Genomic DNA, 13650 nt, shown 5'->3' with positions numbered 1-13650 from the left:
TCTCCCTCCCCCCGCCGCCCCCCCCCCCCCCCCCCCCACAACCACCCCCCCCCCCCCCCCCCCCCCCCCCCCCCCCCCCCCCCCCCCCCCGCCCCGGTGGAACCGACGGACGTCACTCAGTGGGAGTGACCGTGCCCACCGTGCCCCGCGTCAGCGGGCTCCTCTTCCTTCTTCTCCACGACCAGCGTCTCCGTCGTCAGCAGCAGCGACGCGATCGAGGCCGCGTTCTCCAGCGCGGAGCGCGTGACCTTGACCGGGTCGATGACGCCGGCCTTGACGAGGTCGCCGTACTCACCGGAGGCGGCGTTGAAGCCGTGGTTCTTCTCCAGCTCGGCCACCTTGGCGGTGATGACGTAGCCCTCGAGACCGGCGTTCTCGGCGATCCAGCGCAGCGGCTCGACGGCGGCGCGGCGGACGACGGCGACACCGGTCGCCTCGTCGCCGGTCTTGCCGAGGTTGCCCTCCAGGACCTTGACGGCGTGGACGAGCGCGGAGCCGCCGCCGGAGACGATGCCTTCCTCGACCGCGGCGCGGGTCGCGGAGATGGCGTCCTCCAGACGGTGCTTCTTCTCCTTGAGCTCGACCTCGGTGGCCGCGCCGACCTTGATGACGCAGACGCCGCCGGCGAGCTTGGCCAGGCGCTCCTGGAGCTTCTCGCGGTCCCAGTCCGAGTCGGTGGTGCCGATCTCGGCCTTGATCTGGTTGACGCGGCCCTCGATCTCGGCCTTGTCACCGGCGCCGTCGACGATCGTGGTGTCGTCCTTGGTGACGGTGATGCGGCGGGCGGTGCCGAGCAGGTCGAGACCGGCCTGGTCGAGCTTGAGGCCGACCTCCTCGGCGATGACCGTGGCGCCGGTCAGCGTCGCGATGTCGCCCAGCATGGCCTTGCGGCGGTCACCGAAGCCGGGCGCCTTGACGGCGACGGCGTTGAACGTGCCGCGGATCTTGTTGACCACCAGGGTCGACAGGGCCTCGCCCTCGACGTCCTCGGCGATGATCAGCAGCGGCTTGGACGCGCCGGACTGGATGACCTTCTCCAGCAGCGGCAGCAGGTCCTGGATCGAGGAGATCTTGCCCTGGTGGATGAGGACGTAGGGGTCGTCGAGGACCGCTTCCATCCGCTCCTGGTCGGTGACGAAGTACGGCGACAGGTAGCCCTTGTCGAACGCCATGCCCTCGGTGAAGTCCAGCTCCAGGCCGAAGGTGTTGGACTCCTCGACGGTGATGACACCGTCCTTGCCGACCTTGTCCATCGCCTCGGCGATCAGGTCGCCGACCTGCTTGTCCTGCGCGGACAGCGCGGCGACGGCGGCGATGTCCTCCTTGCCCTCGATCGCGCGGGCGGTGGCGAGCAGCTCCTCGGACACGGCCTTGACGGCGGCGTCGATGCCCTTCTTCAGGGCGGCCGGGGAGGCGCCCGCGGCCACGTTGCGCAGGCCCTCGCGGACCAGGGCCTGGGCCAGCACGGTCGCGGTGGTGGTGCCGTCACCCGCGATGTCGTTGGTCTTGGTCGCCACCTCCTTGACGAGCTGGGCGCCCAGGTTCTCGTAGGCGTCCTCCAGCTCCACCTCACGGGCGATGGTCACGCCGTCGTTGGTGATGGTGGGGGCGCCGAACTTCTTGTCGATGACGACGTTGCGGCCCTTGGGACCGATCGTCACCTTCACGGTGTCGGCGAGCTTGTTGACGCCGCGCTCAAGGGCGCGACGGGCGTCCTCGTCGAACTTCAGGGTCTTGGCCATGCCTGTGAACTACCTCGTCTACTCGTCAAATCACGTCGTCAAGGACGGCAGGAGCAGGCAACGAAACCACCCCGGGCGCCCGGTCCGTAGGACGCGGAAACCCGGGGTGGTTTCACTGCTGCGGTAAAAGCGGTGCTTACTTCTCGACGATCGCGAGGACGTCGCGAGCCGAGAGGACGAGGTACTCCTCGCCGTTGTACTTCACCTCGGTGCCGCCGTACTTGCTGTAGAGCACGACGTCGCCCACGGAGACGTCGAGCGGCAGGCGGTTGCCGTCCTCGAAGCGGCCCGGACCGACGGCCAGGACGACGCCCTCCTGGGGCTTCTCCTTGGCGGTGTCCGGGATGACCAGGCCGGAGGCCGTGGTCTGCTCGGCATCCAGCGGCTGGACCACGATGCGGTCCTCGAGCGGCTTGATGGCAACCTTGGTGCTGGCGGTCGTCACGATCCGACCTCCCCCTTCAAAGGGCTCACGGAAGAGTGTCTGTCTGGGTCGGCGACCTGGTAGGCCCGTCGTCGCGGGTGCCGGACCTGCCCGTCGCTGAGTGCTGGCACTCAGCGGTGCCGAGTGCCAGAACCGAGACTAGGACGCGCTTAGCACTCGGTCAAGCGGAGTGCCAGGCGACGCCCTCCAAAGGGGTACCCCTCGGGGGTACCAGGCCCCGTCGTCCGGCGCATGGCGGGCGGGGACAATGGCCGGGTGGACCTCCAAGGATTTGCCGGGCTGCTGTCCGGCGACGGACAGGCGCTGCTCGCGGAGTTGCGGGAGCACAGCCCCGCCGACGAGCTGGCGGCGGCCACCCGGCTGCGGCGCACGTACGACGCCGGGCTGGTGTCGGCGGCGCTGGGGCAGGCGCGGCTGCGGCAGCGGGCCGTGGCGAAATTCGGCGAGGAGGACGCGTACCGGATGTACTTCACGCCGAACGGCGTGGAGCAGTCCACCCGGAAGAGTGTCGCGACGCACCGCGCGGAGCGCTTCAGGGCGCTCGGCGTGCGGCGGCTGGCGGACCTGTGCGGGGGCATCGGCGGGGACGCCCTCGCGCTGGCGCGGGCCGGGATCGAGGTGCTGGCCGTGGACCGGGACCCGCTGGCGTGCGCGGCGGCGCGGGCGAACGCGGCGGCGCTGGGCCTGGCCGACCTGATCGAGGTGCGCTGCGCGGACGTGACGGAGGTGGACACCGCCGGGTTCGACGCGGTGTTCGTGGACCCGGCGCGCCGGACCGGCGGACCGGGCGGGGCCGCGCGCGGCACGTCGATGAGGGGTGGCGGCCGGGCGACGGGCGGGCGGACCTTCGACCCCGAGGCGTACGCGCCGCCGCTGTCCTGGGCGTTGGCCGCGGCCCGTGCGGTGCCGTTCGCCGCGGTGAAGGTCGCGCCCGGCATTCCGCACGAGGCGGTGCCGCCGGAGGCCGAGGCGGAGTGGGTCTCGGACCGCGGTGACGTGAAGGAGGCGGCGCTGTGGTTCGGCACCGAGCCCGGCGCCGTACGCGCCACGCTGCTGCCCGGCGGGGCCAGTCTGCGCACGGCGGCGCCGCTGCCCGACCCGGAGGTCCGCCCGGTCGGCCGGTATCTGTACGAGCCGGACGGCGCGGTGATCCGCGCGCATCTGGTGGCGGAGGCGGCGGCCCCGCTGAACGGCGGCCTGATCGACGAGACCATCGCGTACGTGACGGCGGACGAGCTGCGGCCGACGCCGTACGCGACGGCGTACGAGATCGGCGATGTGCTGCCGTTCGGGCTGAAGCGGCTCAAGGCGCTGCTGCGGGAGCGCGAGGTCGGCGTGCTGACGGTGAAGAAGCGCGGGTCGGCGGTGGAGCCCGAGGAGGTGCGGCGCCGGGTCAAGCCGCGGGGGCCGCACGCGGCGACCGTGTTCCTGACCCGGGTGGCGGGCGCGCCCTCGATGCTGCTCGGGCGGCCGGTGACCGGGACCTCTCAGACGTAGTCCTCCAACCGGGCCACGGTGAAGCCCTGTTGGGCGATCTGCCGGAGCATGTTCGCGGTCATCTTCGTCATCGACTCGCCCTTGAGCTCACTGGGCCCGCGGAAGTGCGCCAGGATGATGTCGCCGGGGTGGAACGTGTGGTCGGGCCGCTGGAACTGCACCTTCTTGATCTGCATCGACTCGCGCCACAGGATGATCGCGCGCAGGCCACCGCAGGACCGCACCGCCTCCTTGGTGGCGGCGTTGTGGTTGCCGTAGGGCGGGCGGAAGAGGCCGGGCGCGGTGCCGTACTCGTGGGTGAGTTTCGTCTGCTGGCCGCAGATCTCGTGCTTCTGCGCGGCGAGCGACTCGGTGTTCAGGTTGGGGTGGGTCAGGGTGTGGTTCTCGATCGAGTTGCCCAGCGCCTGGAGCGGTTTGAAGAAGCCGTAGTCGTTCTGGATGATCGCGTTCGTCAGGAACATGGTGAAGGGGATCTTCAGGTCCTGCATCATCCGCACGAACTTCGGGTCCTTCTCCGCGCCGTCGTCGAAGGTGACGAAGACGATCTTCCGCGTCGTCGGGACGTCGCTGACCACCGGCAACAGCCCCTTGCCGGTCTTGACCGGCTTCACCGCGGGCGGCGGGGGCGGGTCCGCGAGCACGGGTATGCCCCACTTGCGGAAGGCGGCGGCGCGCTCGGCCTGCGCGGAGCCGGCCGGCGTGGTGGGCTTCCCGGTGCCGCCCGCGCTCGTGGCCGTGCCCGTCGGCGCGGACGGGCCGGGCGTCGAGGCGGACGTCGAGGTGCTGCCCGAGCAGCCCGCGACGAGCAGCAGGCAGGCCGCCGCCAGCAGCGGGAGAGCGGCCCTGCTGCCGGTACGGCCCGGGCGACCGCCGGGGCGGCGACGGGCGCGGGTGGGGACGGGGGTCAGGGGATCGTGGTGCACACCCTGGCTGATGCGACTTTCAGGCGCCGGGTTCCACCGACACCGAGGTGAAGCGCCAGCGGTGCACCTGGCGGCGCACCAACGTCCCGTCCGGGTCGGGCAGTTCCGGCAGTACGGCGTCGTAGGGCGCGTCCCACCACGTGAGGATGAGCACCCGGTCGTCGGGCGCGGTGAGGAATTCGCGGCGGGTCGGCGTGCCGGGGAGCGTACGGGCCTGCTTCCTGGCCCAGTCGAGGAGGTCGGGGCCGCGGCCTTCTGCGGCGGCGGCCTCCCACATCAGCGTGACGGTCATCCGTACAGGTTGTCCTTGCTCAGCTCGTGCACATGGTCGTGGTCGTGCGCGTGGCCCGGCCCGTGGTCGTGTGCGTGCGGGTGCGCGTGGCCCGGCCCGTGGCCGTGCGGGCCGGGGTGGGTGTGGCCGGGCACCGACACCTCCGTGACCGGCAGCGAGGAGTCGGCGGGCAGGTCGAGGGTGGAGGAGGCCCGGCCGCGCGCGACCATCTCGGCGCCGAGGGCCGCGACCATCGCGCCGTTGTCGGTGCACAGGCCGGGGCGCGGCACCCGCAGCCGGATGCCCGCGTCCTCGCAGCGCTCCAACGCCAGTGACCGCAGGCGGGAGTTGGCGGCGACACCGCCGCCGATCATCAGGTGGTCGACGCCGTTGTCCCGGCAGGCGCGGATCGCCTTGCGGGTCAGCACGTCCACCACGGCCTCCTGGAAGGACGCGGCCACATCGGCGATCGGCACGTCCTGGCCGTCCCTGCGCCGGGCCTCGACCCAGCGCGCCACGGCGGTCTTCAGGCCGGAGAAGGAGAAGTCGTAGACCGGGTCGCGCCCGCCGGTCAGGCCGCGCGGGAAGGCGATGGCCCCGGGGTCGCCCTCGCGGGCGTGCCGGTCGATCGCCGGGCCGCCGGGGAAGCCGAGCCCCAGCACCCTGGCGACCTTGTCGAACGCCTCGCCCGCCGCGTCGTCGATGGTCGCGCCCAACGGCCGTACGTCGCTGGTGATGTCGGGCGCGAGCAGCAGCGACGAGTGCCCGCCGGACACCAGCAGCGCCATCGTCGGCTCGGGCAGCGCGCCGTGTTCGAGCTGGTCGACGCAGATGTGCGAGGCCAGGTGGTTGACGCCGTACAGCGGCTTGCCGAGCGCGTACGCGTACGCCTTCGCCGCCGACACCCCGACCAGCAGCGCGCCCGCGAGCCCGGGGCCCGCCGTGACCGCGATGCCGTCCAGGTCGCTCGCGGCGACCCCGGCGTCCTTCAGCGCGCGCTGGATGGTGGGGACCATCGCCTCCAGGTGCGCGCGGCTGGCCACTTCGGGGACCACACCGCCGTACCGGGCGTGCTCGTCGACGCTGGAGGCGACCGCGTCGGCCAGCAGCGTGTGGCCGCGCACGATGCCGACGCCGGTCTCGTCGCACGAGGTCTCGATGCCGAGGACAAGGGGTTCGTCAGCCATGGATCTCAGTTTCCTGTACGGGTGGGAGGCGGGGCGGCCGGGTCGGTTTCGTCGGTCTGCGCGAAGGCGGCGGGGGCGACGGGGGTGGCGGCCGGGTCGGCGAGCCGCATGACGAGGGCGTCCACGTTGCCCGGCTGGTAGTAGCCCTTGCGGAAGCCGATCGGCTCGAAGCCGAAGCGCTGGTAGAGCCGCTGGGCGCGGGTGTTGTCGACCCGTACCTCCAGCAGCACCTCGTGGCACTCGGCGTCGGTGGCGGCGCGCAGCAGCGTGCTGAGCAGCCGGGCGCCGAGCCCGGTGCCCCAGTGGTCGCGGGCGGCGGCGATGGTCTGCACATCACCCGTTCCGGCGATGGCGGCGAGCCCCGCGTAGCCGACGAGCCGTCCCCCGGCGTCCTGCGCGACCACGTAGAAGCGGGTCGCGGCCGGGTGCCGGGCGTCGGCCAGCTCCGACCAGAACATCGCGCGCGACCAGGCGTCCTCGGGGAACAGGTCGTGTTCCAGGGCCAGTACGGCGTCCAGGTCCCACCAGCGCATCTCGCGCAGCGTCACGGCGGTGGCGCTCCCGTGAGCGGCCCCGGTCACTTCGGCAGTACCGCCTTGTACCCGGCGGGCACCTGCGCGTCCGGCCGCCGCAGGTACAGCGGCAGCGGCGGGTCGAAGGGCTCGTCGGCGGCCAGCCGGTACGCGGCCAGCGCCGCGAGCGCGCCCGCCGACTGGTCCTCGGTGCCCTGACGGCGGTCGGTGAAGACCTCCGGGTACAGCGCGGCGCCCGCGCCGACCGACGGCAGGCCGCGTACCGCGTCCGCGATGTCGGCCGGGCGGTCCACGGCGGGCTCGGTGGCGCGGTGCCGCGGGTCGTCGTAGCGCGCCCAGTACACCTCTTTGCGGCGGGCGTCGGTGGCCACGGTGAACGGCCCGTCGAGCCCGGCCGCGCCCGCGGCCCAGGCCAGCCCGTCCAGGGTGCACACGCCGTGCACGGGGACGCCCAGCGCGTCCCCGAAGGACGCGGCCGTCACCAGGCCGACCCGCAGCCCGGTGTACGGTCCCGGGCCGACGCCGACCACGACGCCGGTGACGTGGGCGAGCGTACGGTCGGCGGCGACCAGGACCCGGTCGATCGCGGGCATCAGCAACTCGCCGTGCCGGCGCGCGTCGACGACGGTCGACTCGGCGAGGACCCGCTCCCCGTCGTGCAGGGCGGCGGTGACGGCGGGTGTGGCGGTATCGAAGGCAAGCAGCAGCACGTCCCCAAGGGTACGGCGCGCGCCCGTACGGTCGTGGCCGCGGGCGGCGCGGCTGCTACCGTCAACCGGGAGCATGTGCGAACCCCATCCGGAGGACAACCGTGGCGCGGATCAAGTCGAGCACCCTGGTCTCGGGGCTCACTGCGGCTGCCCTGGTCGTCATCGCCGTGCTCGCCGCGCAGGCGGCGGGCTCCGCGCCCGACCAGCCGCCGCAGGCCAGGCCCTCCACCTCGGCCGTGAAGTCGCCCAGCACCAAGCCGACGCCGAAGACGTATCCGCTGCCCGCCGCCTCCGGCACCGGCAGGCGCGTGGTCTACAGCATCTCCGCCAAGCGGGTGTGGCTGGTCGGTGACGCGGAGAAGGTCGACCGCACCTACGCGGTGGTCGCGGGCAATGTGGCGCCGAGCGTGGGGATACACCGCGTCTTCTCGCGGCGCGCCTCCGGCATAGGAGGCGACGGCGCCCAGGTCGAGCACGTGGTGCTCTTCGCGACGACCGACGGGATAAACGTCGGCTTCAGCGCGGCCGCGGACGGGTCGCTGGCGAAGCCTGATCCCTCGAAGCAGACGGCGGCGATCCGCGAGACGCGGCTCGACGGCACGGCGCTGTGGCAGATCGCGACGATCGGCAGCAGTGTTTTCGTCGTGAAGTAGGCGCGCGGTGAAGTAGCCGCGCGGAGTGGCTGCGCCGTGAAGTGGCCGCGTCGTGAAGTAGCCGCGTCGTGAAGTAGCCGCCCTGTGGAGTAGCCGCGCGTCTCACGCGCCGGTTTCTGGCTCCGGCGCGTCCGTCGTCCTGCCCGTCGCCGTGGTGACCGGCGCGTCCGCCGGCGCGGGCTCCTCGCCGTCGTCCGGCGGGGTCGACAGTGTGCGGGCCGCGGCTCCGGCGGCCAGCAGGGCGCCGACGTTGGGCGGCGGGGTGTCCCGCCGCGGGTCCCGCGTGTCCTGGGTCCGGATCTGGGCCGGCATGTGCGCCTCCCCGAAGAGACGTAGTTAGGGCGCCCTAACCAGGTACCCGCAACCAGCAGACCACGCCCGGCCGCCCTCGCGCAACATCTTGCCGACAGCCTGTCGGAACGGAGGGCGGAGCGGGGGCCGAACGGGGGATCGGAGCGAGGGTCAGGCGCGCAGCGCGGTGAGGTCCTGGCCGGTCCAGCGCGGGCCGACGCCGGTGACGGTCACCTCGCGTACGTCGTCGCCCTCGCCGTCCCCGTCCGCCGGGCCGCCGACCGTACGGGCGATGACGACCTGGAGCCGCGCCTCCGACAGTTCCTCGACCTTGCCGTCGCCCCACTCCACGACGACCACGGACTCGGGGAGCGACACGTCGAGGTCCAGGTCCTCCATCTCGTCCAGGCCGCCGCCCAGGCGGTACGCGTCCACGTGCACCAGCGCGGGACCCGCGGTCAGGGAGGGGTGGACGCGGGCGATCACGAAGGTCGGGGAGGTGACGGCGCCGCGTACGCCCAGACCCTCGCCGAGGCCGCGGGCCAGCGTGGTCTTGCCCGCGCCCAGCTCGCCGCTGAGCAGCACCAGGTCGCCGGGGGCGAGCAGCGCGGCCAGGCGGCGGCCCAGGTCGCGCATCAGGTCGGGGGTGGGGACGGTGATCCCCACGGAGCCCGGTTCGTGCGGTGTCGCCCCGCGCCGCACCGCCTCGTGCTCGGCGGCGTTCTGCGCGGCGGTCTCGTGCGGGGGCGTGGCATCGTGCGGTGTGGCCATGAACGCGAATGTTACGCGTCGGCGGCCGTCGTACGGGTCGACGCCCGCGCCGCCGCCAGGTCGCGCAGCACCTGCGGGACCGGTGCGCGCACCGAGTCCGCGGCCTGCGCGATCAGCAGCGCGAGCGCCGCGTTCACCACCTCGGGGCGCTCCATGATGACCAGGTGCCCCGCGCCCTCCACGATCACCAGTTCGGCGTCCGGCAGCTTCTCGGCGATCTCCGTACTGTGCGCGCTCGGCGTCAACAGGTCCTTGTCCCCCGCCAGTACGAGACCGGGCAGCCCGTCGAGCACCGACAGCGCGTCGCCCTTGTCGTGGTCGGTGAACGCCGGATAGAACTCGGCGACCACGTCGATCGGCGTCGACTCGATCAGCCGCTCGGCGAACCGGCCGACCGCCGGGTCCACGTCGGAGCCGAACGAGTACCGCTTGATGATCCCCGCGAACAGGTCGGCGGTGGCCTGCCGCCCCCGCTCGACCAGATCCGCCTGGCTGCCCAGCGCCCGCAGCACCGCGGGCGCCAGCGCCCGGAACGCCCGCGCGCCCGCGGCGGGCAGCCCCAGCGTCACCGCGGCCAGCTTCCCCGCCGACGTCGAGACGAACGCGACGCCGACGACCCGCTCCTCGACGTACTCGGGGAACTGGTCGGCGAACGCCATCACCGTCATCCCGCCCATCGAGTGCCCGACCAGCACCACCGGGCCCTCGGGCACCGCCGCGTCCAGCACCGCCTTCAGGTCGCGGCCCAGCTGGTCGATGGTGGCGGGCCCGCCCGCCACCTGGTCCCGGCCGCGCTCGCTGCGGCCGTGACTGCGCTGGTCCCAGTACACCGCCCGTACGGTGCCGCGCAGCGCCGCCCGCTGGAAGTGCCAGGAGTCCTGGTTCAGGCAGTACCCGTGCGAGAACACCACCGTCACCGGCTGCGGCGCCTCGGCGCGGCGGCGCAGCCAGCCGCGGCTGCGGCGCGAGGGCGGTGTCTGCGGCTCGGGCTCGGGCGGCGCGACGTCCTCGGTCTCGTAGTACAGCTCCGTGCCGTCCTCCGCCGCGACCGTGCCGGGCTGTCCGCGCAGCGTTCCGTACGGGCCCGCCGAGTCCAGCGCCAGCCGGGCGCGGCGGCGCATCCCGCGGCCGACGGTCACCCGCTCGATCGCCACGCCCGCGGCGGCGCCCGCCGCGACCACCCCGATCGCCGCGCCGACCAGCCCTGCCTTCTCCCACTTCACGCCTTCTGGCACGGTGCTCCATCGCTGTCGCCTGCGCCGGGACCGGCGCCTTCCCCCACGTATACCCGCGGGACCCGCGCGCCGATGCGGGTGACGATCTCGTACGCGACCGTGCCGCACGCCCGTGCCCAGTCCTCGGCGGTCGGCTCGCCCTGGTCGCCGGGGCCGAACAGCACCGCCTCGTCGCCGGGCTCGGCCGCGTCGCCGCCGAGGTCCACCACGAACTGGTCCATCGCGACCCGGCCCGCGACCGTCCGCCACTTGCCCGCGACCAGCACCGGGCCCGTGCCCGAGGCGTGCCGCGGCACGCCGTCCGCGTAGCCCAGCGGCACCAGCGCCAACGTCGTCTCGCCCGGCGTCACGTACTTGTGCCCGTAGCTCACCCCGTGCCCGCCCGGCACCCGCTTCACCGATGCCAGGCGGCCGACGACCGTCATCACCGGCCGCAGCCCGAAGTCCGCGGAACCGCCGATCTCGGGCACCGGCGAGATGCCGTACATCGCCACGCCCGGCCGCACCAGGTCGAAGTGCGCCTCCGGCAGCGTCAAGGTGCCCGGCGAATTCGCGAGGTGCCGCACCTCGGGGGTGAGGCCCGCCGCCTCGGCCTGCGCCAGGGCCTCCTTGAAGACGTTCAGCTCCCGCTCGATGGAGGGGTGGCCCGGTTCGTCGGCGCAGCTGAAGTGCGCCCACACTCCTGTCACCCGGATGAGGCCGTCGCGCTCGGCCACGCGGGCCCGTGCGACCAGTTCGGGCCACTGGGCGGGCTGGGCGCCGTTGCGGCCGAGGCCCGCGTCGATCTTGAGCTGCACTCTGGCCGGGCGGCCTGCCGCCTCGGCCGCCGCCGTGGCTTCGCGGAGCGCCCACATCGCGCTCACCGTCACGTCGATGTCGGCTTCGACGCACTCCCGCCAGGGCCCTCCGGGGGTCCACAGCCAGCACAGGGTGCGGGCCTTCAGGCCCGCTGCCCGCAGGGTCAGGGCTTCCTCGGGGGTGGCCACGCCGAGCCAGGTCGCTCCGGCCTCGACGGCCGCCTTGGCGCACGGGACCATTCCGTGGCCGTAGGCGTCGGCCTTCACGACGGCCATGAACGCGGCCGTGGGTGCCTTTGCGCGCAGCGCTCTCACGTTTGCTCGCAGCGCGGTCAGGTCCACTTGTGCCCAGCCGCGCATCCGCTTCTCGTCCATTGCGGTCAGTGTCTCAGGTCGGGTGCTGGGCGTGTCTTTCCCGCCCGCCCGCCCACCCGTGCGGGTGTTTTCTTCGTCTGCGGGTGCCGCTTGTGCCTGGGTCGGTGCCGGTCCGGGGCACCTCCTCGGGCGACGAACGTGCACCCACTTCGAAAACGTCCAGCCCCTGTCTGTTCGTCCCCCTGCGGGGGCACCCCGGCCCGTCCCCTCCCGGTACGTCGGCGTCCGCCTGTCCGGTGGGGGTGGGGGGGGGAGGGGGTGGGTGGGCTCGGGTACGTCAGTGTCCGACGGTGCGCTGTGGTGGCCGGGGAGGGGGTGGGCTCGGGTACGTCGGCGTCCGCCTGTCCGGTGGGGGTTGCCGGGCGGGGCAGGGGCCGCGGGGGCCGTTCGTGATTCGTCGGACAGGCGCTAGGTGGGGCGGCGGAGGCCGTTGTAGAGGAGTGAGGCGATGCGTACGGCGTCGTCCTGCCAGCCTTCGGAGCGCAGGCCGCAGATGCCGCCGAGGGCGCGGAGGAGGAGGAGGCCGCTGACGTCCTCGCGGATGAGGCCGGCGGCGGCGCCGGCGGTGAGGAGGTGGTCCAGGGCACGGGCCATCTCGGCGCGGGTGTCGTCGAAGACGGGCGAGTCGGTCGCCATGATGCTCTCCAGCACTTCGCCCATGCCGCGGCCGACCGCCGCGTGCTCCACGAGCAGCAGGAGGAAGGCGCGCAGGGCTTCGTCGGGGGCGTGCTGGGCGAGCAGCCGGGAGGGGGCCGCGCAGAGGTCGGCGACCTCTTGGCGGTACACGTCGGCGACAAGGGCTTCGCGGGTGTCGAAGTGGCGGTACAGCGTGCCGACGGCCACACCGGCACGGCGGGCGATCTCCTCGACGTGGGCGTCGTCGTCGGAGAGGAGTGCTTCGCGCGCGGCGGCGAGGAGCGCTTCGCGGTTGCGGCGGGCGTCGGCGCGCAACGGGCGTGGTGACGGCAACAGTCCTCCATAAGGTGAATCGGACTCCGCTTGTGTACAGTTTCCGGAGTCGGGTTCACTTTACTGGGGAGAACGTCCGTGACGATCGAGAACGAGGGGCTTGACGGCCTGCGTGTGCTGGTGACCGGCGGCAGCCGAGGGCTCGGGGAGGCGACAGCCCGCCGCTTCGCCGCCGCGGGCGCCACGGTGCTGACGGCCTCGCGCACCGCGCCGCCGGACGACCTGAACGCCGCCTTCATCCCGGCCGACCTGCGGTCCGAGGAGGGGGTGCGGGAGCTGGGGCAGCGCGTGCTGGACAGCGTCGGAGGCGTTGACGTCCTGGTGAACAACGCGGGAGCCGCGACCGGGCCGATGCCGACTCTGGAGCGGTCCGACGCGTCGTGGCTCGCCGACCTGGAGATGAATCTGCTCAGCGCGGTCCGGCTCGACCGGGCGTTGGTTCCGGGGATGGTCGAGCGCGGCTCGGGCGTCGTGGTGCACGTCTCGTCCATCGCCAGCCACCTCCCCCAGCCCGCCGAGGCGTCGTACGCCGCGTCGAAGGCGGCGCTCAACGCCTACAGCCGCGAACTGGCGACGGCGGTGGGCGGCCACGGCGTACGCGTGGTGTGCGTGCTGCCGGGCTTCGTCGTCACCGAGGGAGCCGCCGGCCACCTCCGGCGGATGGCCGACAGTGAGGGCATCGGCGTCGACGACGTCACGCAGCGGATCGTGGAGCACCTGAAGCTGCCGATGGGACGGCCCGGCGAACCCGAGGACGTCGCCGAGATGATCGCGTTCCTCGCGTCCGACCGCGCCAAATGGCTCACCGGCGCCCAGTTCAGGGTCGACGGCGGCATCATCCCCACCGTCTGAGCCCCAGCGATTCCGAGGAGAGACACCGTGACCTTCAGCCTGACGTCACTGATCGTGGACGCCGCGGACCCGGAGAGCGAAGGCGCGTTCTGGCACCGCCTGCTCGGCGGCTCGGTCACCCGGACGGCCACGCACCACTTCCTGCGCAGCGACGGATTCCCCGTGCTCGTGGTCCAGCGGGTTCCGGGGCATGTCATGCCGCGGTGGCCCGACGGGACCTCCCAGCAGATGCACTTCGACCTCGCGACGGACGACATGGAGAGCGCCGACACGCGGGTGCTCGCGGCCGGCGGCCGACGGCTGCGGCCGACCGGCGACGTCGGCCCCGCCGACCGCGAGGGCGCCCGGGTCTACGCCAGTCCGGCCGGGCACCCCTTCTGCGTTCGCCCGGCCTGACCC

General features: G+C 73.3%; 16 protein-coding genes. 4 read left to right on the top strand and 12 right to left on the bottom strand.

Annotation, left to right across the window (positions count from 1 at the left end; genetic code table 11):
* Positions 1–116: 116 nt before the first annotated feature.
* Both groL and groES read right to left on the bottom strand, forming a co-directional pair.
* Positions 117–1742 carry a chaperonin GroEL gene (gene groL / locus ACZ4EF_RS17355; RefSeq protein WP_355336791.1) on the bottom strand — a complete coding sequence of 542 codons (1626 nt, stop codon included), beginning with the start codon at positions 1740–1742 and terminating at the stop codon, positions 117–119.
* Positions 1743–1878: 136 nt separating this feature from the next.
* Entirely contained in the window at positions 1879–2187 is a 309-nt protein-coding gene (gene groES / locus ACZ4EF_RS17350; RefSeq protein WP_093740451.1) for a co-chaperone GroES, read from the bottom strand.
* 231 nt (positions 2188–2418) lie between these two features.
* On the opposite strand from groES, the gene ACZ4EF_RS17345 reads away from it, so the two are divergent.
* On the top strand, positions 2419–3684 hold the full coding sequence (locus ACZ4EF_RS17345) for a class I SAM-dependent methyltransferase (RefSeq protein ID WP_467346721.1): 1266 nt from the start codon (positions 2419–2421) through the stop codon (positions 3682–3684).
* Here the strand turns inward: ACZ4EF_RS17345 and ACZ4EF_RS17340 are convergent.
* Genes ACZ4EF_RS17340 through tsaB form a run of 5 tightly spaced genes read right to left on the bottom strand, consistent with a single transcriptional unit; the run spans position 3675 to position 7308 of the window.
* Positions 3675–4607 (bottom strand): polysaccharide deacetylase family protein, encoded by a 933-nt coding sequence (locus ACZ4EF_RS17340; RefSeq protein ID WP_401723472.1) that lies wholly within the window; start codon positions 4605–4607, stop codon positions 3675–3677. The genes ACZ4EF_RS17345 and ACZ4EF_RS17340 overlap by 10 nt on opposite strands.
* A gap of 19 nt (positions 4608–4626) precedes the next feature.
* A complete protein-coding gene (locus tag ACZ4EF_RS17335; RefSeq protein ID WP_391050434.1) occupies positions 4627–4899 on the bottom strand; it encodes a hypothetical protein in 273 nt (90 codons plus the stop codon).
* Positions 4896–6065, bottom strand: coding sequence for a tRNA (adenosine(37)-N6)-threonylcarbamoyltransferase complex transferase subunit TsaD (tsaD, locus tag ACZ4EF_RS17330; RefSeq protein ID WP_401855570.1), 1170 nt, complete (start codon positions 6063–6065; stop codon positions 4896–4898). Before tsaD ends, ACZ4EF_RS17335 begins: the two co-directional genes overlap by 4 nt.
* 5 nt (positions 6066–6070) lie before the next feature.
* Positions 6071–6598 carry a ribosomal protein S18-alanine N-acetyltransferase gene (gene rimI, locus ACZ4EF_RS17325; protein ID WP_401309506.1) on the bottom strand — a complete coding sequence of 176 codons (528 nt, stop codon included), beginning with the start codon at positions 6596–6598 and terminating at the stop codon, positions 6071–6073.
* 44 nt (positions 6599–6642) lie between these two features.
* Positions 6643–7308 (bottom strand): tRNA (adenosine(37)-N6)-threonylcarbamoyltransferase complex dimerization subunit type 1 TsaB, encoded by a 666-nt coding sequence (gene tsaB / locus ACZ4EF_RS17320; protein ID WP_355336786.1) that lies wholly within the window; start codon positions 7306–7308, stop codon positions 6643–6645.
* Positions 7309–7409: 101 nt separating this feature from the next.
* Between tsaB and ACZ4EF_RS17315 the strand changes: the two genes are divergently transcribed.
* Positions 7410–7961, top strand: a complete 552-nt coding sequence (locus ACZ4EF_RS17315) for a hypothetical protein (protein ID WP_355336785.1) — start codon at positions 7410–7412, stop codon at positions 7959–7961.
* 102 nt (positions 7962–8063) lie between these two features.
* Here ACZ4EF_RS17315 and ACZ4EF_RS17310 read toward each other — a convergent pair whose 3' ends face one another.
* From ACZ4EF_RS17310 to ACZ4EF_RS17290, 5 genes are all read right to left on the bottom strand, one after another.
* Positions 8064–8273, bottom strand: a complete 210-nt coding sequence (locus tag ACZ4EF_RS17310; protein ID WP_467505127.1) for a hypothetical protein — start codon at positions 8271–8273, stop codon at positions 8064–8066.
* A 150-nt stretch (positions 8274–8423) separates the two neighbouring features.
* Positions 8424–9023: a tRNA (adenosine(37)-N6)-threonylcarbamoyltransferase complex ATPase subunit type 1 TsaE gene (tsaE, locus tag ACZ4EF_RS17305; RefSeq protein ID WP_391163421.1), complete on the bottom strand. Its 600-nt coding sequence runs from the start codon at positions 9021–9023 to the stop codon at positions 8424–8426.
* A gap of 11 nt (positions 9024–9034) precedes the next feature.
* A complete protein-coding gene (locus ACZ4EF_RS17300) occupies positions 9035–10258 on the bottom strand; it encodes an alpha/beta fold hydrolase (RefSeq protein ID WP_355336783.1) in 1224 nt (407 codons plus the stop codon).
* Positions 10243–11430: an alanine racemase gene (alr, locus tag ACZ4EF_RS17295; RefSeq protein ID WP_467505124.1), complete on the bottom strand. Its 1188-nt coding sequence runs from the start codon at positions 11428–11430 to the stop codon at positions 10243–10245. Before alr ends, ACZ4EF_RS17300 begins: the two co-directional genes overlap by 16 nt.
* A 408-nt stretch (positions 11431–11838) precedes the next feature.
* Positions 11839–12399: a TetR/AcrR family transcriptional regulator gene (locus tag ACZ4EF_RS17290; protein WP_467505122.1), complete on the bottom strand. Its 561-nt coding sequence runs from the start codon at positions 12397–12399 to the stop codon at positions 11839–11841.
* 78 nt (positions 12400–12477) lie between these two features.
* On the opposite strand from ACZ4EF_RS17290, the gene ACZ4EF_RS17285 reads away from it, so the two are divergent.
* Positions 12478–13251 (top strand): SDR family oxidoreductase, encoded by a 774-nt coding sequence (locus ACZ4EF_RS17285; protein WP_467505121.1) that lies wholly within the window; start codon positions 12478–12480, stop codon positions 13249–13251.
* Between the two features lie 27 nt (positions 13252–13278).
* On the top strand, positions 13279–13647 hold the full coding sequence (locus tag ACZ4EF_RS17280; protein ID WP_401309246.1) for a VOC family protein: 369 nt from the start codon (positions 13279–13281) through the stop codon (positions 13645–13647).
* The last annotated feature ends 3 nt before the right edge of the window (positions 13648–13650 follow it).

The sequence above is a fragment of the Streptomyces sp. NPDC025721 genome (assembly GCF_055558595.1).
The sequence above is the reverse complement of the archived record's forward strand: the minus strand, read 5'-3'. Positions and strand labels throughout refer to the sequence as shown.